The 21,782-nt window shown below is 51.6% G+C and carries 17 protein-coding genes; 11 read left to right on the top strand and 6 right to left on the bottom strand.

What is annotated here, in order from left to right; all coding sequences use genetic code 11:
• Positions 1-109: 109 nt before the first annotated feature.
• A complete protein-coding gene (cpdB, locus tag FEK42_RS15170) occupies positions 110-2,053 on the bottom strand; it encodes a 2',3'-cyclic-nucleotide 2'-phosphodiesterase (protein ID WP_135493299.1) in 1,944 nt (647 codons plus the stop codon).
• A gap of 171 nt (positions 2,054-2,224) precedes the next feature.
• Between cpdB and cysQ the strand changes: the two genes are divergently transcribed.
• The gene (gene cysQ, locus FEK42_RS15165) at positions 2,225-2,965 is read left to right on the top strand and encodes a 3'(2'),5'-bisphosphate nucleotidase CysQ (RefSeq protein WP_130206045.1); all 741 of its coding nucleotides are present in this window, start codon (positions 2,225-2,227) and stop codon (positions 2,963-2,965) included.
• Here cysQ and FEK42_RS15160 read toward each other — a convergent pair.
• Positions 2,955-3,512 (bottom strand): YtfJ family protein, encoded by a 558-nt coding sequence (locus tag FEK42_RS15160; RefSeq protein WP_064525852.1) that lies wholly within the window; start codon positions 3,510-3,512, stop codon positions 2,955-2,957. The two genes, cysQ and FEK42_RS15160, sit on opposite strands and share 11 nt — an antisense overlap.
• A 324-nt stretch (positions 3,513-3,836) precedes the next feature.
• Between FEK42_RS15160 and FEK42_RS15155 the strand changes: the two genes are divergently transcribed.
• Positions 3,837-4,043, top strand: a complete 207-nt coding sequence (locus FEK42_RS15155; RefSeq protein ID WP_000689228.1) for a DUF1107 domain-containing protein — start codon at positions 3,837-3,839, stop codon at positions 4,041-4,043.
• Between the two features lie 60 nt (positions 4,044-4,103).
• Here the strand turns inward: FEK42_RS15155 and FEK42_RS15150 are convergent, their stop codons facing one another.
• Positions 4,104-5,459, bottom strand: a complete 1,356-nt coding sequence (locus FEK42_RS15150) for a hemolysin family protein (protein WP_130206047.1) — start codon at positions 5,457-5,459, stop codon at positions 4,104-4,106.
• A gap of 187 nt (positions 5,460-5,646) precedes the next feature.
• Positions 5,647-6,285 (bottom strand): peptide-methionine (S)-S-oxide reductase MsrA, encoded by a 639-nt coding sequence (gene msrA, locus FEK42_RS15145; protein WP_135493300.1) that lies wholly within the window; start codon positions 6,283-6,285, stop codon positions 5,647-5,649.
• A 205-nt stretch (positions 6,286-6,490) separates the two neighbouring features.
• Between msrA and tamA the strand changes: the two genes are divergently transcribed.
• From tamA to FEK42_RS15130, 3 genes are read left to right on the top strand one after another with little or no spacing between them, the layout of a single operon-like run.
• Entirely contained in the window at positions 6,491-8,224 is a 1,734-nt protein-coding gene (tamA, locus tag FEK42_RS15140) for an autotransporter assembly complex protein TamA (protein ID WP_135493301.1), read from the top strand.
• Positions 8,221-12,000, top strand: a complete 3,780-nt coding sequence (gene tamB, locus FEK42_RS15135) for an autotransporter assembly complex protein TamB (RefSeq protein ID WP_138211881.1) — start codon at positions 8,221-8,223, stop codon at positions 11,998-12,000. Before tamA ends, tamB begins: the two co-directional genes overlap by 4 nt.
• 2 nt (positions 12,001-12,002) lie before the next feature.
• Complete coding sequence (locus tag FEK42_RS15130; RefSeq protein WP_130206055.1) at positions 12,003-12,347, top strand: gamma-glutamylcyclotransferase; 345 nt, start codon at positions 12,003-12,005, stop codon at positions 12,345-12,347.
• Positions 12,348-12,914: 567 nt separating this feature from the next.
• Here the strand turns inward: FEK42_RS15130 and ppa are convergent.
• Positions 12,915-13,445, bottom strand: coding sequence for an inorganic diphosphatase (ppa, locus tag FEK42_RS15125; protein ID WP_000055075.1), 531 nt, complete (start codon positions 13,443-13,445; stop codon positions 12,915-12,917).
• Between the two features lie 308 nt (positions 13,446-13,753).
• Here ppa and ytfQ point away from each other — a divergent pair, with 308 nt between their 5' ends.
• From ytfQ to FEK42_RS15100, 5 genes are all read left to right on the top strand, one after another.
• Positions 13,754-14,710 (top strand): galactofuranose ABC transporter substrate-binding protein YtfQ, encoded by a 957-nt coding sequence (gene ytfQ / locus FEK42_RS15120; RefSeq protein ID WP_064525873.1) that lies wholly within the window; start codon positions 13,754-13,756, stop codon positions 14,708-14,710.
• Positions 14,711-15,056: 346 nt separating this feature from the next.
• Positions 15,057-16,559, top strand: a complete 1,503-nt coding sequence (gene ytfR, locus FEK42_RS15115) for a galactofuranose ABC transporter, ATP-binding protein YtfR (RefSeq protein ID WP_130206059.1) — start codon at positions 15,057-15,059, stop codon at positions 16,557-16,559.
• 13 nt (positions 16,560-16,572) lie between these two features.
• Positions 16,573-17,595, top strand: coding sequence for a galactofuranose ABC transporter, ATP-binding protein YtfT (ytfT, locus tag FEK42_RS15110; RefSeq protein WP_135493313.1), 1,023 nt, complete (start codon positions 16,573-16,575; stop codon positions 17,593-17,595).
• Positions 17,582-18,586, top strand: coding sequence for a galactofuranose ABC transporter, permease protein YjfF (gene yjfF, locus FEK42_RS15105; RefSeq protein ID WP_135493303.1), 1,005 nt, complete (start codon positions 17,582-17,584; stop codon positions 18,584-18,586). The genes ytfT and yjfF overlap by 14 nt, the downstream gene beginning before the upstream one ends.
• A gap of 26 nt (positions 18,587-18,612) precedes the next feature.
• Positions 18,613-19,128: a DUF2569 domain-containing protein gene (locus FEK42_RS15100; RefSeq protein ID WP_135490691.1), complete on the top strand. Its 516-nt coding sequence runs from the start codon at positions 18,613-18,615 to the stop codon at positions 19,126-19,128.
• Positions 19,129-19,167: 39 nt separating this feature from the next.
• Here FEK42_RS15100 and fbp read toward each other — a convergent pair whose 3' ends face one another.
• A complete protein-coding gene (gene fbp / locus FEK42_RS15095; RefSeq protein WP_000853753.1) occupies positions 19,168-20,166 on the bottom strand; it encodes a class 1 fructose-bisphosphatase in 999 nt (332 codons plus the stop codon).
• A 175-nt stretch (positions 20,167-20,341) separates the two neighbouring features.
• Here fbp and mpl point away from each other — a divergent pair, with 175 nt between their 5' ends.
• Positions 20,342-21,715, top strand: a complete 1,374-nt coding sequence (gene mpl, locus FEK42_RS15090) for a UDP-N-acetylmuramate:L-alanyl-gamma-D-glutamyl-meso-diaminopimelate ligase (RefSeq protein ID WP_130206063.1) — start codon at positions 20,342-20,344, stop codon at positions 21,713-21,715.
• Positions 21,716-21,782: the final 67 nt, after the last annotated feature.

The raw sequence follows: 21,782 nt of genomic DNA, 5'->3' as shown, positions 1-21,782 counted from the left end.
TATCCGGCCTACGGTTCATAGCTTGTAGGGCGGATAAGATGCGCCAGCATCGCATCCGCCAATAAATGCCGGATGCGGTTGATGATTTGTAGGCCGAAAATGAAGTGTTTTACTTACTCAAATCCACCTGATAAATCGCAAAGCCGATATCATCGGTCGCGACTTTATTCATCGGATACTGCCCTTTCTCTTTAATAAATGCTGCGGCTTTATCTGACGGGGAAGTTTCGAAACGGATATCCAGTTTCTTATCGCCAGCAATCGGCGCTAGACGCCAGTTGTTATCTGCCGCCGGGTGAATTTCCCCCGCACGTTTCGACTCATCAGCAATCCACGCTGCCAGCACCGAGCGGTTCTCATCCGGTGAAGCAAAGGCAATATGGCTATCACCTGTTCCGGCAAATTTGCCGCCGTAAGCGCGATAGTTATTGGTGGCAACGAGGAACATGGCGTTCGGATCAATGGGTTTACCGTTAAAAGTCAGGTTCTTAATCCGCTCTGCATTGGCATTAACCACCTGACATTCACCGTCATAGCGGGCGGGCTGGGTAACATCAATCTGATAATTCACGCCATCAATCACATCAAAGTTATAGGTGCGGAAACCCTCCCAGTTGATCAACGACTGTGGTTGAGTGCTGTTAGGATCAATCTGGTTAAACTGCCCGGCGGAGCACTCCAGCCACTCTTTCACCTCTTTACCGCTGGCTTTCACCACGATAAGCGTATTGGGATAGAGATAAAGATCGGCGGCATTACGGAAGGTCAACTGGCCTTTTTCCACTTCGACATAACTGGCAGGGTCGTTCTTACGCCCACCGACTTTAAACGGCGCGGCAGCAGAGAGCACCGGCAGTTTTGCCAGGTCAGGATCGCCCTGAATGTAATGTTCGACATACGCTTTTTGCGCGTTGTTCACCACCTGCACGGTCGGATCATCCTGCACCAGCGCCAGATAGCTATACATATTGTCGGCAGATTTACCGATCGGTTTGCTGACAAACTGGCGTGTGGCGTCGTGATCGACCTTTAGCGTATCGACCAGTTGACTGTCTTCCGCCGCGAGAGATTTTTTATTGGTGATATCGTAAATAGGCCGTGCTTCGGCTTTGGCCTGCGTCACCTGCCATTTCCCGCTGTCATTATTGAGTTGCAGATCAACCACGCCCAGATGATCGCCCCACATGCCAGGCATTACCGCCGGAACGCCGTTCAGCGTACCTTTGGCAATATCCGCGCCTTTAATATCGGCAAAATCTTTACTCGGGAAGACGGCGTGAGCATGGCCAAACATAATGGCGTCAACGCCCGGAATTTCACTGAGATAATAAACTGAGTTTTCCGCCATCACTTTATACGGATCGGCAGACAAACCAGAATGCGCCAGGACGACAACAACATCGGCCCCTTTCTCGCGCATTTCTGGTACGTACTTGCGCACTGTTTCAGTAATATCGTTAACGGTGACTTTGCCGGATAAATTGGCTTTATCCCAGCTCATAATCTGCGGTGGCACGACGCCAATGTAGCCAATTTTCAGCGTCTGTTTTTTCCCGTCTTTATCGACCACTTCGGTGTCTTTAATTAAATACGGCGTAAACATCGGCTGTTTGGTCTTAGCGTCAATGACGTTGGCGTTTATATAAGGGAATTTCGCCCCTGCCAGCGCATTTTTCAGGTAATCCAGACCGTAGTTAAATTCATGATTGCCGAGTGTGCCGACCGTATAATCCAGCGTATTCAGCGCCTTATAAACCGGATGAACATCACCTGCTTTTAATCCTTTCGCCGACATGTAATCTGCCAGCGGACTCCCCTGAATCAAATCGCCGTTATCGACCAGCACGCTGTTTTTCACTTCATTACGCGCGCCATTAATCAGACTCGCAGTACGAACCAGTCCGAATTTTTCTGTGGCGGAGTCTTTGTAATAATCGAAATCCATCATATTGCTATGCAAATCAGAGGTTTCCATTATGCGGAGATCGACTGTTGCCGCATTCACACTGGCGGCAATCAGCGTAGCAAGGAGCGTTGCACTAAACTTAACCATCTGGGCATCCTTTTATGAATGAGTAGATGAAACGTCTTTCATACAGAGCGTTGAAGGATGCCATAAATAATAAATCAGGAAACGATGACGCCATCACAGTTGGCGGATTCTTTAACGATAGGGTATAAGTAAAACAACGAGTTAACACCACTGAAACAAAAGAGGTGGAGAATGTTAGAACAAGTATGTCAACTCGCACGGATTGCGGGCGATGCCATTATGCAGGTCTACGACGGGACGAAACCGATGGACGTCGTCAGCAAAGCGGATAACTCACCGGTGACAGCGGCGGACATTGCCGCGCATACCGTAATCATGGACGGTTTACGTACGCTGACGCCGGATATTCCGGTTCTGTCTGAAGAAGATCCTCCCGGCTGGGAAGTCCGTCAGCACTGGCAGCGTTACTGGCTGGTGGACCCGCTGGATGGCACTAAAGAGTTTATTAAACGTAACGGCGAATTCACCGTTAATATTGCGCTCATCGACCACGGAAAACCGATTTTAGGTGTGGTGTATGCGCCAGTAATGAACGTAATGTACAGTGCGGCAGAAGGCAAAGCCTGGAAAGAAGAGTGCGGCGTGCGCAAGCAGATTCAGGTACGCGATGCGCGGCCGCCGCTGGTGGTCATTAGCCGATCCCATGCGGATGCAGAGCTGAAAGAGTATCTGCAACAGCTTGGCGAACATCAGACGACGTCCATTGGCTCTTCGCTGAAATTCTGTCTGGTGGCGGAAGGGCAGGCGCAGCTCTACCCACGTTTCGGACCAACCAATATTTGGGACACCGCCGCCGGCCACGCTGTTGCTGCCGCAGCCGGAGCGCACGTTCACGATTGGCAGGGTAAACCGCTGGATTATACCCCGCGTGAATCGTTCCTGAACCCAGGATTCAGAGTTTCTATTTATTGAGCAACTTATGCAGCAAGTCCATCACTTGCTGCACCTCTTCCTGGGTGAGCGCTCCGTCCTTCGCCCATTGCACACGGCCGTCTTTATCGAGCACGGCAATGGCAGAACTCTCTTCATCCAACTGCCAGGCGCCGCGCGCGACGCCGTTGCTATCGACAATAAACTGCGACCACGGATAAAGCTTTTTATTACTTTCCAGACTGCTGCGCACAAACATGCCGGAACCCGGAATTGCGTCATCTGTGTTGACAATGGTGGTGGTCTGGTAGCGATCGTGCGGCAACTTCGCCGATTTAATCGCTTCTATCAGCGTCGCGTTTTTCTCTTTGGCTGACGTACGACCAGCTATATGTTGTAGCACTCGCACTTTTCCCGCTAACTGCGCGCTGTTCCAGGTTTTGTAGCTAAACTGATCTTTATCAAGCACCAACTCGCCACGATCGGTAATGCCAATCGGCGGTACTCGCTGGCCGGTTTCGAACTGATGTGCAGAGGCCATCATCGGCAGCAGCAGGCAGGTGAGGGCCAGAATCTTGCGTAGAGTCATGGTGTTTCCTTCTTATGATATGCAGGTGATCCGACCACTTGGGTCTGACTTTTAATCATATGTGCTATTTATTGAAAATCCCGCAAGTGTGATGCCAGTTTGCGGACAAGCGCACAAATCATATGAAAAATGAATGCTTATACTAAAGATTCTGATTAGGCGAAAAGATAATTCTGAATAATTGTAACGTCACGGTAAAAAAACTCATACAGGCTGGAAACATTACCGCAGTAGTCTATAGTCATTAGGCATTAAAATTTGCGCCTCATAATAGTTGGACCGATTGTGGTACCGCAAAGGCGTAATACTCAGCAGGAGACAACAATGAAAATTTTCCAACGGTACAACCCACTGCAAGTGGCGAAGTACGTGAAGATCCTGTTTCGTGGACGGTTATACATCAAGGATGTTGGCGCTTTTGAATTTGATAAGGGTAAAATTCTTATCCCAAAAGTGAAGGATAAACTGCATTTATCAGTGATGTCCGAAGTAAACCGTCAGGTTATGCGTCTGCAAACAGAGATGGCTTAACCAAAGTGCTATGCAGTAATAAGACGGCTCCTGATTCAGGAGCCGTTGATGTTTCTGAGGTTATGCGACGTTTTCTTCTTTATCTTTGTCTTTATCTTTAGCGTCAGTCAGTTTTGGCGAAAGGACGGTGGCTTTGCTGTCGATCCGCGTTACCAGCAGCTGGTCGATGCGGTAGTTATCGATATCCACCACTTCAAATTTGTAGCCGGCGAATTTCACCGAATCAGTGCGTTTGGGGATCTTACGCAGCATAAACATCATAAAGCCGCCAATGGTTTCGTAATTGCCTGACTGCGGGAACTCGTCAATATCCAGTACACGCATCACGTCATCAATCGGTGTTCCACCATCGATTAGCCATGAGTTCTCATCACGCGCCACAATCTGCTCTTCCAGACCCTGACCAACCAGATCGCCCATCAGTGTGGTCATCACGTCGTTGAGGGTGATTATCCCCACAACCAGCGCGTATTCATTCATGATTACAGCAAAGTCTTCGCCCGCAGTTTTAAAACTTTCCAGCGCCTCAGAAAGGGTCAGCGTGTCTGGCACGATCAGCGTGTTGCGAATTTGTACGCCACTGTTCAGCGCCAGGCTTTGATTGGCCAGCACGCGGTTAAGCAGATCTTTCGAATCCACATAGCCGATGATGTGGTCGATATCTTCAGTACAGACGAGGAATTTTGAGTGCGGATGTTCCGCCACTTTATTCTTCAGACTTTGCTCGTCTTCGTGGAGATCGAACCAGATGACGTTCTCACGCGGAGTCATAGACGACGGGACAGTACGGGATTCAAGCTCGAACACGTTTTCAATCAGTTCATGCTCTTGTTTACGTAATACTCCCGCCAGCGCCCCCGCTTCTACTACCGCGTAAATATCATCGGAAGTGATGTCATCCTTGCGCACCATCGGCAGTTTAAAGATACGGAAGATCATGTTCGCCAGGCCGTTGAAGAACCACACCAGCGGGGTGCAGACGTACAGGCAGAAGCGCATCGGGTTGATGATACGCAAAGCCACAGCTTCTGGCGCAATCATACCGATGCGTTTCGGGGTTAAATCCGCAAACAGGATAAACATGCCAGTCACTAACGAGAAAGAGAGAATAAAGCTCAGTTGCTCAGAGAGCTCTGCCGACATATAGCGGGAGAACAGGCTGTTAAAAGCCGGGGAGAACGCTGCATCACCGACGATACCGCCGAGAATCGCCACTGCGTTCAGACCGATTTGTACCACGGTAAAGAACATGCCGGGATTTTCCTGCATATTCATAACGCGTTGGGCATTTATATTGCCTTCATCAGCCAGCAGTTTAAGTTTGATTTTGCGTGAGGCGGCAAGCGAGATCTCGGACATCGAGAAGAACGCACTTACGGCGATCAAGCAGAGTATGACTAAAATACTGTTTAACATATCTTATCTAACCGTTCAGGTCAGATCCTCGGAAGGGGAAGTTGATTAATTTGTGTGAAATACACATTGAAAGCCGATTCGAAGAGAGTGAACCGGCATTTTCAGAGGCTAGTATAGCGTAAGGTACTGTAAAGTCGCCAGAGGGTTAAATTTTTGTCTCATTTCACTTTGGGGCCACCTTTTAATACTACACTTCAGGCGGCAGACAAACGCCTATTCCACCAATTCCGCAATAGCCATAAGGGTTTTTATGTAGATACTGTTGGTGGTCATCTTCGGCATAATAGAACGGTGTGGCGTTAGCAATCTCGGTGGTTATCTGGCGATCGTCATCGGCGGTGAGCATTGCGGCCTGAAAACGTTCCAGACTGGCGCGGGCGGCGGCATCCTGTTCTGGTGTCAGCGGGTAAATCGCGGAACGGTACTGCGTGCCGTGATCATTACCTTGACGCATCCCTTGTGCAGGATCGTGGTTTTCCCAGAAAACCTGCAACAGTTGTTCATAGCTGATTACCGACGGATCGTAAACCACTCGCACCGCTTCGGCGTGGCCGGTCTCACCGGAACACACTTCCCGATAAGTCGGGTTTGGCGTGTAACCGCCAGTGTAGCCTGCGGCAGTACTGTAAACACCGGGAAGTTGCCAGAAAAGGCGTTCAACGCCCCAGAAACAGCCCATCGCAAAAATGGCGATCTCCATTCCGTCAGGCACATTTGTCATTGAGTGACCGTTGACCGCATGCAGCGTAGCTACGGGTATCGGGGTATTCCGTCCAGGAAGGGCATCGGTGGGGGAAACCAGATGCTTTTTATCAAATAAACTCATGGTGTCGTTCTCCCGAAAGTCGGTCATAGGGGTTTAGGTTGTAACAAGGGACGTATTTGCACACAATAACCCCCGTGAATGGGTCTAAAGTAAAACATAAGTAATATTTTGGGTTTAGTCTGCTTTTTAATCCATATTGCTGGATTATTGTTAAGCCGTTTAACGGAGTTCCAGGGGCAGGAATAAAGGATATTCAGGAGAAAATGTGCGCTATATCCGACAGTTATGCTGTGTAAGCTTACTCTGCTTTAGTGGTTCTGCCATCGCCGCGAATGTCCGTCTACAGGTGGAAGGGTTATCGGGACAGCTGGAAAAAAACGTTCGTGCACAGCTTTCTACGATTCAAAGTGATGAAGTGACGCCAGACCGGCGCTTTCGCGCACGTGTTGATGATGCCATTCGGGAAGGTCTAAAAGCACTGGGCTATTACCAGCCAACAATTGAATTTGATCTCCAGCCACCGCCAAAGAAAGGACGGCAGGTGCTGGTTGCTAAAGTTACACCGGGTGTACCCGTATTGATTGGCGGCACCGATGTTGTCTTGCGCGGTGGTGCGCGAACCGATAAAGACTATTTGAAGTTGCTGGATACTCGCCCGGCTATAGGTACGGTGCTAAACCAGGGCGATTATGAAAATTTCAAAAAGTCCTTAACCAGTATTGCGCTGCGTAAAGGCTATTTCGATAGCGAATTTACCAAAGCTCAGTTAGGCATAGCGCTTGGCCTGCATAAAGCGTACTGGGATATTGATTACAACAGTGGCGAACGTTACCGCTTTGGGCATGTCACTTTTGAAGGTTCGCAAATTCGCGACGAGTACCTGCAAAACCTGGTACCGTTCAAAGAAGGCGATGAATACGAGTCAAAAGATCTGGCGGAACTGAACCGTCGCCTTTCCGCGACTGGCTGGTTTAATTCGGTGGTAGTGGCACCGCAATTTGATAAAGCGCGCGAAACGAAAGTATTACCGTTGACGGGCGTGGTTTCGCCGCGAACAGAAAACACCATCGAAACCGGGGGCGGTTACTCTACGGACGTGGGACCACGCGTGAAAGCGACGTGGAAAAAGCCGTGGATGAACTCATACGGTCACAGTCTGACTACCAGTACCAGCATTTCCGCGCCGGAACAGACCCTCGACTTCAGCTATAAAATGCCGCTGCTGAAGAATCCGTTGGAACAATATTATTTGGTGCAGGGCGGTTTTAAGCGTACTGACCTGAATGACACCGAATCCGATTCCACTACCCTGGTCGCTTCCCGCTACTGGGATCTTTCCAGCGGCTGGCAGCGCGCAATTAACCTACGCTGGAGTCTCGACCACTTTACTCAGGGTGAAATTACTAACACCACAATGCTGTTTTATCCAGGGGTGATGATTAGCCGGACGCGATCACGCGGCGGCCTGATGCCGACCTGGGGCGACTCGCAACGCTACTCTATCGACTATTCCAACACAGCCTGGGGATCGGATGTCGATTTCTCCGTTTTCCAGGCACAGAACGTCTGGATCCGCACACTGTACGATCGCCATCGCTTTGTTACGCGCGGCACGTTGGGCTGGATTGAAACCGGTGACTTCGACAAAGTACCGCCGGATCTGCGTTTCTTCGCCGGGGGCGACCGCAGTATTCGCGGCTATAAATACAAATCTATTGCGCCGAAATATGACAATGGTGACCTGAAAGGGGCATCAAAGCTAATTACCGGATCACTGGAGTACCAGTACAACGTGACCGGAAAATGGTGGGGCGCGGTGTTTGTCGATAGCGGTGAAGCGGTGAGTGATATTCGCCGCAGCGACTTCAAAACCGGCACCGGGGTTGGCGTTCGCTGGGAATCGCCGGTCGGGCCGATCAAGCTCGATTTCGCCGTACCGGTCGCGGATAAAGACGAGCACGGGTTACAGTTTTACATCGGTCTGGGGCCAGAATTATGAGTTTATGGAAAAAAATCAGCCTCGGCGCGGTTATCGTCATCTTACTACTGCTGGGCTCGGTGGCATTTCTGGTTGGCACCACTAGCGGCCTGCATCTGGTATTTAAAGCGGCGGACCGCTGGGTGCCTGGGCTGGACATCGGCAAGGTCACTGGCGGCTGGCGCGACCTTACCCTGTCTGACGTTCGTTATGAGCAGCCAGGCGTGGCGGTAAAAGCGGGCAATCTGCACCTGGCCGTTGGGCTGGATTGTCTGTGGAACAGCAGCGTTTGTGTTAACGATCTGGCGCTGAAAGATATTCAGGTCAACATCGACAGCAAAAAAATGCCTCCTTCTGAGCAGGTTGAAGAAGAGGAAGATAGTGGACCGCTGGATCTCTCCACGCCGTATCCCATCACACTGACACGCGTGGCGCTGGATAACGTCAACATCAAGATTGATGACACTACGGTGTCGGTGATGGACTTCACCTCCGGCCTGAACTGGCAGGAGAAAACCCTGACCCTGAAACCGACGTCGCTGAAAGGCTTGCTGATTGCCTTGCCGAAAGTGGCGGACGTGGCGCAGGAAGAAGTGGTCGAGCCGAAGATTGAAAATCCGCAGCCGGAGGAAAAGCCGCTCGGCGAAACGCTGAAAGATCTCTTTTCTCGCCCGGTATTACCGGAAATGACCGACGTGCATTTGCCGCTTAACCTGAACATTGAAGAGTTTAAAGGCGAGCAACTGCGCGTGACAGGCGACACGGATATCACCGTGAGCACCATGCTGCTGAAAGTGAGCAGCATCGACGGCAATACCAAACTGGATGCGCTGGATATTGACTCTAACCAGGGGATTGTCAATGCCAGCGGTACGGCACAATTGTCCAACAACTGGCCAGTAGATATCACCCTCAACAGCACTTTGAATGTGGAGCCGTTGAAAGGTGAAAAGGTGAAGCTAAAAGTGGGCGGCGCGCTGCGCGAACAGCTGGAGATAGGCGTTAACCTTTCCGGCCCGGTGGATATGGATTTGCGCGCCCAGACGCGGCTGGCGGAAGCTGGATTACCGCTCAACGTGGAAGTGAACAGCAAACAACTTTACTGGCCGTTCACTGGTGAGAAGCAATATCAGGCGGATGACCTGAAACTGAAACTCACCGGCAAAATGACCGATTACACGCTGTCTATGCGTACGGCGGTGAAAGGGCAGGAGATCCCGCCAGCGACCATTACCCTTGATGCGAAAGGGAATGAACAGCAGGTCAATCTCGATAAACTCACCGTTGCGGCGCTGGAAGGAAAAACCGAGCTGAAGGCGCTGCTCGACTGGCAGCTGGCCATTAGTTGGCGCGGCGAATTGACGTTCAACGGCATTAATACGGCGAAAGAGTTCCCGGACTGGCCATCGAAACTCAATGGTTTGATCAAAACGCGCGGTAGCCTGTACGGCGGCACCTGGCAGATGGACGTGCCGGAGTTGAAGCTGACCGGCAACGTCAAACATAACAAAGTGAACGTTGAGGGAACGCTGAAAGGCAACAGTTATATGCAGTGGATGATCCCAGGTCTGCATCTGGAACTGGGGCCAAACAGTGCCGAAGTGAAAGGCGAGCTGGGGGTAAAAGATCTCAATCTTGACGCCACCATCAATGCGCCGGGGCTGGATAACGCGCTGCCAGGACTTGGCGGTACAGCGAAAGGGCTGGTGAAAGTTCGCGGTACGGTGGAAGCGCCGCAGTTGCTGGCGGATATCACCGCGCGCGGCTTGCGCTGGCAGGAACTTTCTGTGTCGCAGGTTCGCGTGGAAGGCGACATCAAATCCACCGATCAGATTGCGGGTAAACTCGACGTGCGCGTTGAGCAAATCTCGCAGCCGGATGTGAATATCAACCTTGTTACTCTGAATGCGAAAGGCAGCGAAAAGCAGCACGAGTTACAACTGAGGATTCAGGGCGAACCGGTTTCCGGGCAGCTTAATCTGGCAGGTAGCTTTGATCGCAAAGAAGAACGCTGGAAGGGAACACTTAGCAATACGCGCTTCCAGACGCCGGTCGGACCGTGGTCGCTAACGCGTGATATCGCGCTGGACTATCGCAATCAGGAGCAAAAAATCAGCATTGGGCCACACTGCTGGCTTAACCCGAATGCGGAACTGTGCGTGCCGCAAACCATTGATGCCGGGGCTGAAGGGCGTGCGGTTGTGAATCTCAACCGCTTCGACCTGGCAATGCTGAAACCGTTTATGCCGGAAACTACTCAGGCAAGCGGTATCTTCACGGGTAAAGCGGACGTTGCCTGGGACACCACCAAAGAGGGGCTGCCACAGGGTAGTATCACTCTTTCGGGGCGTAACGTGCAGGTGACGCAAACCGTCAACGATGCGGAGCTACCGGTGGCGTTTCAGACGCTGAACCTATCGGCAGAGCTGCGGAATAATCGCGCTGAGCTGGGCTGGACCATCCGTCTGACCAATAACGGCCAGTTTGATGGTCAGGTGCAGGTGACCGATCCACAAGGCCGCCGGAATCTTGGTGGCAACGTCAACATCCGCAATTTTAACCTCGCAATGGTGAACCCCATCTTTACGCGTGGTGAAAAAGCAGCGGGGATGGTGAGCGCCAACCTACGTCTGGGCGGTGATGTGCAAAGCCCGCAGCTGTTTGGTCAGCTACAGGTCACAGGCGTGGATATCGACGGCAACTTTATGCCATTTGATATGCAGCCGAGCCAGCTTGCGGTCAATTTTAACGGTATGCGCTCGACGCTTGCGGGGACCGTGAGGACTCAGCAGGGTGACATCTACCTGAACGGTGATGCTGACTGGAGCCAGATTGAAAACTGGCGGGCGCGGGTAACGGCGAAAGGCAGTAAGGTACGGATCACCGTACCACCGATGGTGCGAATGGATGTGTCGCCTGACATCGTATTCGAAGCGACACCAAGCCTGTTTACCCTCGATGGTCGCGTGGATGTACCGTGGGCGCGCATTGTGGTGCACGATCTGCCGGAAAGTGCGGTGGGTGTCTCAAGCGATGTGGTGATGCTCAACGATAACCTGCAACCGGAGGAGACGAAAACCGCGTCAATTCCGATCAACAGCAACCTGATTGTCCACGTCGGCAATAACGTGCGCATTGATGCCTTTGGCCTGAAGGCGCGGCTGACGGGCGATCTCAACGTCGTACAGGACAAACAAGGTCTGGGCCTGAACGGGCAAATTAACATCCCTGAAGGGCGCTTCCATGCATATGGCCAGGATCTGATTGTGCGCAAAGGCGAGCTGCTGTTCTCTGGTCCACCGGATCAACCGTATCTCAATATCGAAGCCATTCGTAACCCGGATGCTACAGAAGATGACGTAATCGCTGGTGTTCGTGTCACCGGGCTGGCGGATGAGCCGAAAGCGGAGATCTTCTCTGACCCGGCGATGTCACAACAGGCTGCATTGTCTTACTTATTGCGTGGACAAGGGCTGGAGAGCGATCAGAGCGACAGCGCGGCGATGACTTCGATGCTGATTGGTCTGGGGGTTGCGCAAAGTGGTCAGATTGTGGGTAAAATCGGCGAGACATTTGGTGTAAGTAATTTAGCGCTCGACACCGAGGGGGTAGGTGATTCTTCCCAGGTGGTGGTCAGCGGCTATGTATTACCAGGCTTACAAGTGAAATACGGCGTGGGGATATTTGACTCTATAGCAACACTCACGTTACGTTATCGCCTGATGCCGAAGCTATATCTGGAAGCCGTGTCTGGTGTAGATCAGGCACTGGATTTGCTCTATCAGTTCGAGTTTTAGCTATGCGAATATTTGTCTACGGCAGTTTACGTCACAAACAAGGCAACAGCCACTGGATGACAAATGCCCAGTTGCTGGGCGATTTCAGTATCGATAACTACCAGTTGTATAGCCTGGGCCACTATCCAGGCGCAGTTCCGGGAAACGGAACGGTACATGGTGAAGTGTATCGTATTGACAACGCCACGCTGGCCGAACTTGATGCCTTGCGCACCAGGGGCGGTGAATACGCGCGCCAGTTGATTCAGACGCCGTACGGGAGTGCATGGATGTACGTTTATCAACGACCCGTCGATGGATTAACGCTGATTGAAAGCGGTGACTGGTTAGACAGGGATCAGTCATAATATAAACACGCCACCTTCGGGTGGCGTTGTTTTTTGCGATGTATCTCGCGATTTTTTTGTAACTTTCACATCTTTTGCTTTTCTCTCCGAGCCGCTTTCCATATCTGCAATCGCATAAAAAACTCTGCTGGCGTTCACAAATGTGCAGGGGTAAAACGGGGGCACGCTTTGAACGGTGAGTATGAGTGAGGTCGGCTAACTTCCAGCAAGTGGCTATGAACAGCAAAATGGTGGTCGAGTTTAGCTTGTTCTTACCGTTCAAGCCTTTCAACTGCTGAAAATAATAATAGTGGAGTAGATAGTTTATAAATTGCGGGCATAAAAAACCCTTACTAACCGAAGCCCGGCGTTCAGGGTTATTGCGCTATACTCGTCATACTTCAAGTTGCATGTGCTGCGACTGCGTTCATTCACCCCAGTCACTTACTTCTGTAAGCTCCAGGGGATTCACTCACTTGTCGCGTTACTCGGCCTTAGGCCTCGCCCTTTCAGGGCCAACGCAAGCGTTGTTCAAAACGCCGCTGGCGTTTTGTCCTGCAAGTTGAATTATTTAGAGTATCTAAGAACTTATTTATTCTTTGCGCGCTCGAAGGAAGCAACGATTTCAGCTTTAGCGGCTTCAGCGTTTTCCCAACCTTCAACTTTCACCCACTTGCCTTTTTCGAGGTCTTTGTAGTGCTCGAAGAAGTGAGCGATCTGAGCTTTCAGCAGCTCCGGCAGATCGTTAACGTCTTTGATGTGATCGTATTCTTTGCTCAGTTTGCTGTGCGGAACAGCAACCAGTTTCGCATCTTCACCAGCTTCGTCGGTCATTTTCAGAACGCCAACCGGACGGCAACGGATCACAGAACCCGGCTGCAGCGGGTACGGAGTCGGGACCAGAACGTCAACCGGGTCACCGTCCAGAGACAGAGTGTGGTTGATATAGCCGTAGTTGCACGGATAGAACATCGCGGTGGACATGAAGCGGTCAACGAACAGTGCGCCGCTCTCTTTGTCGATTTCGTATTTGATCGGATCAGCGTTAGCCGGGATTTCGATAACAACGTAGATGTCTTCCGGCAGATCTTTACCCGCAGGGACGTTGAGTAAGCTCATGTCTGTTTCCTTTAAAATATGTGGCAAACAAGTGCCGAGTATTATAGCCAACTCGCGCCGAATGTCTTCGCTTGTTTTCGCCCTCATTTTCCTTTTTCGCCAGTTTTAAGACGGTTCGCAGAGCTGGAAAATCCATAACCGTAGCCGCATTTTTCATAGTGATATGAAAGCGATTACAAACTTGTGATTAACGATGTATTTACTTTTTTGAAGTGTGATGTAACGCAATCTGTTACAGAACCAATTGTCTATAGTTTTTTCGCGAACATCTTTTCACCAATAATAATCACCCCGACGAGGACAACCCTATGTGGAAACGCTTACTTGTAGTCTCTGCAGTCTCGGCAGCCATGTCGTCTATGGCGTTGGCCGCTCCGTTAACCGTAGGATTTTCGCAGGTTGGATCCGAATCCGGCTGGCGCGCAGCAGAAACTAATGTGGCGAAAAGTGAGGCCGAAAAACGCGGTATCACACTGAAAATTGCCGATGGTCAGCAAAAGCAGGAAAACCAGATTAAAGCAGTGCGTTCCTTTGTCGCGCAAGGGGTAGATGCCATCTTTATCGCCCCGGTGGTTGCAACGGGTTGGGAACCTGTTTTGAAAGAAGCAAAGGAAGCCGAAATTCCGGTCTTTTTGCTTGACCGTTCCATCGACGTGAAAGACAAATCTCTCTATATGACCACCGTCACCGCCGACAACATCCTCGAAGGCAAGCTGATTGGTGACTGGCTGGTTAAAGAGGTCAATGGCAAACCGTGTAACGTGGTTGAGTTACAGGGCACCGTTGGGGCCAGCGTCGCCATTGACCGTAAGAAAGGCTTTGCCGAAGCCATTAAGAATGCGCCAAATATTAAAATCATCCGCTCGCAGTCCGGTGACTTCACCCGTAGTAAAGGTAAAGAAGTGATGGAGAGCTTTATCAAAGCGGAAAACAACGGCAAAAACATCTGCATGGTTTACGCCCATAACGACGACATGGTGATTGGCGCAATTCAGGCAATTAAAGAAGCGGGCCTGAAACCGGGCAAAGATATCCTGACAGGCTCTATCGACGGCGTGCCGGACATCTACAAAGCGATGATTGATGGCGAAGCGAACGCCAGCGTTGAACTGACGCCAAACATGGCGGGACCCGCCTTTGACGCGCTGGAGAAATATAAAAAAGACGGCACCATGCCTGAAAAGCTGACGCTGACCAAGTCCACCCTTTACCTGCCTGATACCGCAAAAGAAGAGTTAGAGAAGAAGAAAAACATGGGGTATTGAGACGTATCAGGCATTAATGCCTGATACCGACTCGTAGGCCGGATAAGGCGTTTACGCCGTATCCGGCAGTTGTGCACTGGTGCCTGATGCGACGCTGGCGCGTCTTATCATGCCTACGAGCTCGATGCGCTGTGTAGGCCGGATAAGGCGTTTACGCCGCATCCGGCGTTTATGCACTGGTGCCTGATGCGACGCTGGCGCGTCTTATCATGCCTACGAGTTCGATGCACTGTGTAGGCCGGATAAGGCATTTACGCCGCATCCGGCGTTTATGCACTGGTGCCTGATGCGACGCTGGCGCGTCTTATCAGGCCTGGCGGGAGCACGCTTTACTTCGGGGGAAACCATGACGACCGACCAACACCAGGAAATCCTCCGCACCGAAGGATTAAGCAAATTTTTCCCTGGCGTCAAAGCGTTAGATAACGTTGATTTCAGCCTGCGCCGTGGTGAAATCATGGCGCTACTCGGTGAAAACGGAGCCGGTAAATCAACGTTAATCAAAGCACTTACCGGCGTTTACCATGCCGATCGCGGCACCATCTGGCTGGAAGGTCAGGTTATTTCACCGAAAAACACCGCCCACGCACAGCAGCTCGGCATCGGCACTGTCTATCAGGAAGTTAACCTGCTACCCAATATGTCGGTCGCTGATAATCTATTCATAGGCCGCGAACCTAAGCGTTTCGGCCTGCTACGACGTAAAGAGATGGAAAAGCGCGCCACCGAACTGATGGCATCTTACGGTTTTTCCCTCGACGTGCGGGAACCGCTCAACCGCTTTTCAGTTGCGATGCAGCAAATCGTCGCCATCTGCCGGGCCATCGATCTCTCCGCCAAAGTGCTGATCCTCGATGAACCCACCGCCAGCCTCGACACTCAGGAAGTGGAGTTATTATTTGGCCTGATGCGCCAGTTGCGCGATCGCGGCGTCAGCCTGATCTTTGTCACTCACTTTCTCGATCAGGTCTATCAGGTCAGCGATCGGATCACCGTCTTACGCAACGGCAGCTTTGTTGGTTGTCGGGAAACCCGCGAGCTACCGCAGATCGAACTGGTGAAAATGATGCTGGGGCGTGAGCTGGATACTCATGCGCTACAGCGTGCCGGAAGAACATTGCTTAGTGACAATCCTGTTGCAGCGTTTAAAGATTACGGCAAGAAAGGAACGATCGCGCCGTTTGATCTGGAAGTACGCCCCGGCGAGATCGTCGGTCTGGCAGGCTTGCTGGGATCAGGACGTACCGAAACCGCTGAAGTGATCTTCGGCATCAAACCAGCCGATAGCGGCACGGCGCTGATCAAAGGCAAACAGCAAACCCTGCGATCGCCACATCAGGCTTCGGTACTGGGCATCGGCTTTTGCCCGGAAGACAGGAAAACCGATGGCATCATCGCCGCCGCCTCGGTGCGGGAAAATATCATCCTCGCTCTCCAGGCCCAGCGCGGCTGGCTACGGCCGATTTCCCGTAAAGAACAGCAAGAGATTGCCGAACGCTTTATCCGTCAGCTGGGCATTCGTACTCCTTCCAGCGAACAACCGATTGAATTTCTCTCCGGTGGCAATCAGCAAAAAGTGTTGCTCTCACGCTGGCTGCTGACTCGTCCGCAATTTCTGATCCTCGATGAGCCAACGCGTGGCATTGACGTTGGCGCCCATGCCGAGATCATTCGCCTGATAGAAACGCTGTGCGCTGACGGTCTGGCGCTGCTGGTGATCTCCTCCGAACTGGAAGAACTGGTGGGCTATGCCGATCGGGTGATTATCATGCGCGATCGCAAACAGGTGGCGGAGATCCCGCTGGCAGAGCTTTCCGTTCCGGCGATCATGAACGCCATTGCGGCGTAAGGAGAACAGTGTGATGCCTCAATCTCTCCCTGACACCGCGTCGTCGAAAAAGCGCTTTCGCTGGCCGACGGGGATGCCGCAGTTGGTGGCGCTATTGTTGGTGCTGGTGGTCGATAGCCTGGTGGCCCCGCATTTCTGGCAGGTGGTGCTTCAGGATGGGCGTTTGTTCGGTAGCCCTATCGACATTCTTAATCGCGCCGCTCCGGTTGCGCTACTGGCGATTGGTATGACGCTGGTGATTGCTACGGGTGGGATTGATCTCTCTGTGGGGGCGGTGATGGCTATCGCCGGAGCCACAACGGCTGCGATGACGGTCGCGGGGGTCAGCCTGCCAGTTGTTTTGTTAAGCGCCCTGGGTACCGGCATTCTGGCTGGATTGTGGAACGGCATACTGGTGGCGATCCTCAAAATTCAGCCGTTTGTCGCCACGTTGATCCTGATGGTCGCCGGACGTGGTGTTGCGCAATTGATTACCTCCGGGCAGATCGTCACGTTCAACTCGCCGGATCTCTCATGGTTCGGCAGCGGATCGCTATTGTTCCTGCCAACGCCGGTCATTATCGCTGTGCTGACGCTTCTCTTCTTCTGGCTGTTGACCCGCAAAACGGCGCTGGGGATGTTTATTGAAGCCGTTGGCATCAACATTCGGGCGGCAAAAAATGCCGGAGTCAACACACGAATCATCGTCATGCTCACTTATGTGTTGAGCGGGCTGTGTGCGGCGATCGCGGGCATTATCGTGGCGGCGGATATTCGCGGTGCCGATGCCAACAACGCCGGATTATGGCTGGAGTTGGACGCCATTCTCGCGGTGGTGATTGGCGGTGGATCGCTGATGGGTGGGCGCTTTAACCTGCTGCTCTCGGTGGTGGGGGCGCTGATTATTCAGGGGATGAACACCGGAATTTTACTTTCGGGCTTTCCGCCAGAGATGAACCAGGTGGTGAAAGCGGTGGTGGTGCTTTGCGTGCTGATTGTCCAGTCGCAACGCTTTATCAGTCTGATTAAAGGAGTGCGTAGCCGTGATAAAACGTAACCTGCCGCTTATGATCACCATCGGCGTCTTTGTGCTGGGCTATCTCTACTGCCTGACCCAGTTTCCCGGTTTTGCTTCCACGCGCGTGATCTGCAATATCCTGACCGATAACGCCTTTCTTGGGATCATTGCCGTTGGCATGACCTTTGTGATCCTCTCCGGTGGGATCGATCTCTCCGTCGGTTCGGTGATCGCCTTTACCGGCGTGTTTCTGGCAAAAGTGGTTGGCGATTTCGGCCTCTCGCCGCTGTTGGCGTTTCCACTGGTGCTGGTGATGGGCTGTGCCTTCGGCGCATTTATGGGGCTTCTGATCGACGCCCTGAAGATTCCGGCGTTTATCATTACTCTGGCGGGAATGTTCTTTTTGCGCGGTGTCAGCTATCTCGTTTCGGAAGAGTCGATCCCGATAAACCATCCAATTTATGACACGCTTTCAAGTCTGGCGTGGAAAATCCCCGGCGGTGGTCGCTTAAGCGCGATGGGGCTGCTGATGTTGGCGGTGGTGGTTATCGGCATATTCCTCGCGCATCGTACGCGTTTTGGTAATCAGGTATACGCCATTGGCGGCAACGCAACGTCGGCGAACCTGATGGGGATTTCCACTCGCAGCACCACTATTCGCATTTATATGCTCTCTACCGGACTGGCGACACTGGCAGGAATTGTCTTCTCGATTTATACCCAGGCCGGATACGCCCTGGCGGGTGTAGGTGTGGAACTGGACGCTATCGCGTCGGTGGTGATTGGCGGTACACTTTTGAGCGGTGGCGTTGGAACGGTATTAGGGACGCTTTTTGGTGTGGCGATTCAGGGACTGATCCAGACTTACATAAACTTTGACGGCACGCTGAGCTCATGGTGGACGAAAATCGCCATCGGCATTTTGTTATTCATTTTTATTGCCTTACAGCGTGGATTAACGGTGTTGTGGGAGAATCGTCAGAGTTCGCCTGTAATAAGAGTGAGTCCGGAAAATACAATAAAAGAGTAAAATTACTGATATATAAGGATATTTTTATGTGGGCAAAGGAAGGCGAGGATTTAAGTACAACATGCAAAAACTGTGGTGTGGCTGTTTTACCACCTGACGATTATTGTAAAAGTTGTGCGGATAAAAAACTTACAGGGATTGGCGGTTGGCTGTATTTACCTGCTATTTCTTTAGTGCTGGTGATTATTTCGAGCATCTATTCTTTTGTACAAACATGGGGGCTTGCTCAGGGCAGTCAGGAAGAACCACTCAGAACTCTGCTTTATCTGGAAGTGGTTGTATTTGCCATGGTATTTCTGTTGGTAAGTTATACTACTTTTTTGTTTTTTAAAAAGAAACGCCAGCTCCCGTACTACTATATTGCCCTTCTTCTGTCGCTCTTCGTATTTAATATTGCTGATATTTGGGGAGCAGTACAGTTTCTTCATGCCACAATTGATCTTTCAGACGCATGGGGCGTGCTGAGAGATATCATTCATATGGCAATCTGGATTCCCTATTTCCGTGTCTCTAAACGAGTCAAATTAACTTTTGTTAATTAAAATGCAAAAACGCCGGAACAACCCGGCGTTTTTAGACCATTACGCGTCCGGGAACTCACGGATAAAGCGTTCGACATCTTCAACCATATGGTCGTTGCCGACGAAGAACGAACGACGCTGGTGCAGGGTTTCCGGGATGATATCCAGAATACGCTCTTTGCCATCGCTCGCTTTACCGCCCGCTTGTTCCGCCAGGAATGCCATCGGGTTGCACTCATACAGCAAACGCAGTTTGCCGTCCGGGTGGCTGGCAGTGCTTGGGTAGAGATAAATACCGCCTTTCAGCAGATTACGGTGGAAATCCGCGACCAGCGAGCCGATATAACGTGAGGTATACGGACGGTTGGTAGATTTATCTTCTTCCTGGCAGAATTTAATGTACTTCTTCACCCCGTTCGGAAACTTAATGTAGTTCCCTTCGTTGATAGAGTAGGTTTTTCCTTTCTCCGGGAAGCGCATCCGTTCCTGGCACAGGCAGAAAACGCCGAGCGAAGGATCGTAAGTAAAGGCGTGAACACCGCATCCGGTGGTGTAAACCAGCATGGTAGAGGAGCCGTATACCACGTAACCTGCAGCAACCTGTTTGTTACCAGGCTGGAGGAAATCTTCTTCCGTTACCGGCGTGCCGACCGGTGTAACGCGGCGGTAAATGGAGAAAATGGTACCGACAGAGACGTTAACATCGATGTTGGACGAGCCATCCAGCGGATCCATCAGCACAACGTATTTTGCGTGTTCACAACCTTCAAAGACGACAATCTCATCTTCTTCTTCGGATGCAATGCCCGCAACAATATCGCGTGCTTTCAGTGCGGCTTTCAGTTTTTCATTAGCGAACAAGTCGAGTTTTTGTTGAACCTCGCCCTGCACGTTCTCAGCACCGCTGGCACCCAGGATATCAACCAGTCCAGCTTTGTTGATATCGCGATGAATAATCTTGGCGCCCAGTTTTATTGCCGATAGCAAAGCAGTGAGCTCACCGGTAGCATGAGAAAACTCGTGCTGCTTTTCGACAATAAATTCACCTAACGTTTTCATAAAACTTTCCCTGCAATGTTTATGGAGTAAAGCGACCGCAATAATCTTAACAAATAATCTCAATGTTGCGCTCAGGTGAATCGCGCCAGCAAATTACGGATTATCCTGAAATGCGTTTCTCTGTTGCCCGACATATGCGTAAAATGAACGGTAGATTAAAAAAGGATAGTGACGTATGCGCATTCATATATTAGGAATTTGTGGCACGTTTATGGGCGGTCTGGCGATTCTGGCGCGCCAGTTGGGCCATGAAGTAACGGGTTCGGACGCCAATGTGTATCCGCCGATGAGCACCTTACTTGAGAAGCAAGGCATTGAACTGATTCAGGGTTATGATGCCAGCCAGCTCGATCCTCAGCCGGATCTGGTGATTATTGGCAACGCCATGACCCGTGGAAATCCGTGTGTGGAAGCGGTACTGGAAAAAAACATTCCATATATGTCAGGTCCGCAGTGGTTGCACGATTTTGTGCTGCGTGACCGCTGGGTGCTGGCCGTTGCCGGTACACACGGTAAAACCACCACCGCGGGAATGGCGACCTGGATTCTGGAACAGTGCGGCTATAAACCAGGTTTTGTGATCGGTGGAGTACCGGGGAACTTTGACGTTTCTGCACGCCTGGGCGAAAGCGACTTCTTTGTTATCGAAGCAGACGAGTATGACTGCGCCTTCTTCGACAAACGCTCTAAGTTTGTTCATTACTGCCCGCGAACGCTGATCCTCAACAACCTTGAGTTCGACCACGCCGATATCTTCGACGACCTGAAAGCGATTCAGAAACAATTCCACCATCTGGTGCGTATTGTTCCTGGTCAGGGGCGTATTATCTGGCCGGAAAACGACATCAACCTGAAACAAACCCTGGCGATGGGCTGCTGGAGTGAACAGGAGCTGGTGGGCGAGCAAGGTCACTGGCAGGCGAAAAAGCTGACCACTGACGCTTCCGAATGGGAAGTCTTGCTGGATGGCGAAAAAGTGGGCGAAGTGAAATGGTCGCTGGTGGGCGAACATAATATGCACAATGGTTTGATGGCGATTGCTGCGGCCCGTCATGTTGGCATCGCACCGGCTGATGCTGCTAACGCGCTGGGATTGTTTATCAATGCCCGTCGCCGCCTGGAACTGCGTGGCGAAGCTAATGGCGTGACGGTGTATGACGATTTTGCCCATCACCCAACGGCAATTCTGGCAACGCTGGCGGCGCTGCGCGGCAAAGTTGGCGGTACGGCGCGTATTATTGCCGTGCTTGAGCCGCGTTCCAACACCATGAAGATGGGCGTCTGCAAAGATGATTTGGCTCCGTCATTAGGTCGTGCCGATGAAGTCTTCCTGCTGCAACCGTCACATATTCCGTGGCAGGTAGCAGAAGTGGCAGAAGCATGTATTCAGCCTGCGCACTGGAGTGGAGATGTTGATGCGCTGGCAGAAATGGTGGTGAAAACCGCTCAGCCTGGCGACCATATTCTGGTGATGAGCAACGGCGGTTTTGGTGGGATCCATCAGAAACTGCTGGATGGTCTGGCGAAGAAAGCGGAAGCTGCGCAGTAATCCTGAGACGTTTTATCAGGCCTACAGGGGTGTAGGCCGGATAAGGCGTTGACGCCGCATCCGGCAT

It is taken from the genome of Escherichia sp. E2748, from assembly GCF_005781125.1.
Classification (GTDB): domain Bacteria; phylum Pseudomonadota; class Gammaproteobacteria; order Enterobacterales; family Enterobacteriaceae; genus Escherichia.
Note: the sequence above shows the minus strand (reverse complement) of the source record. Positions and strands in the feature narration are given on the sequence as shown.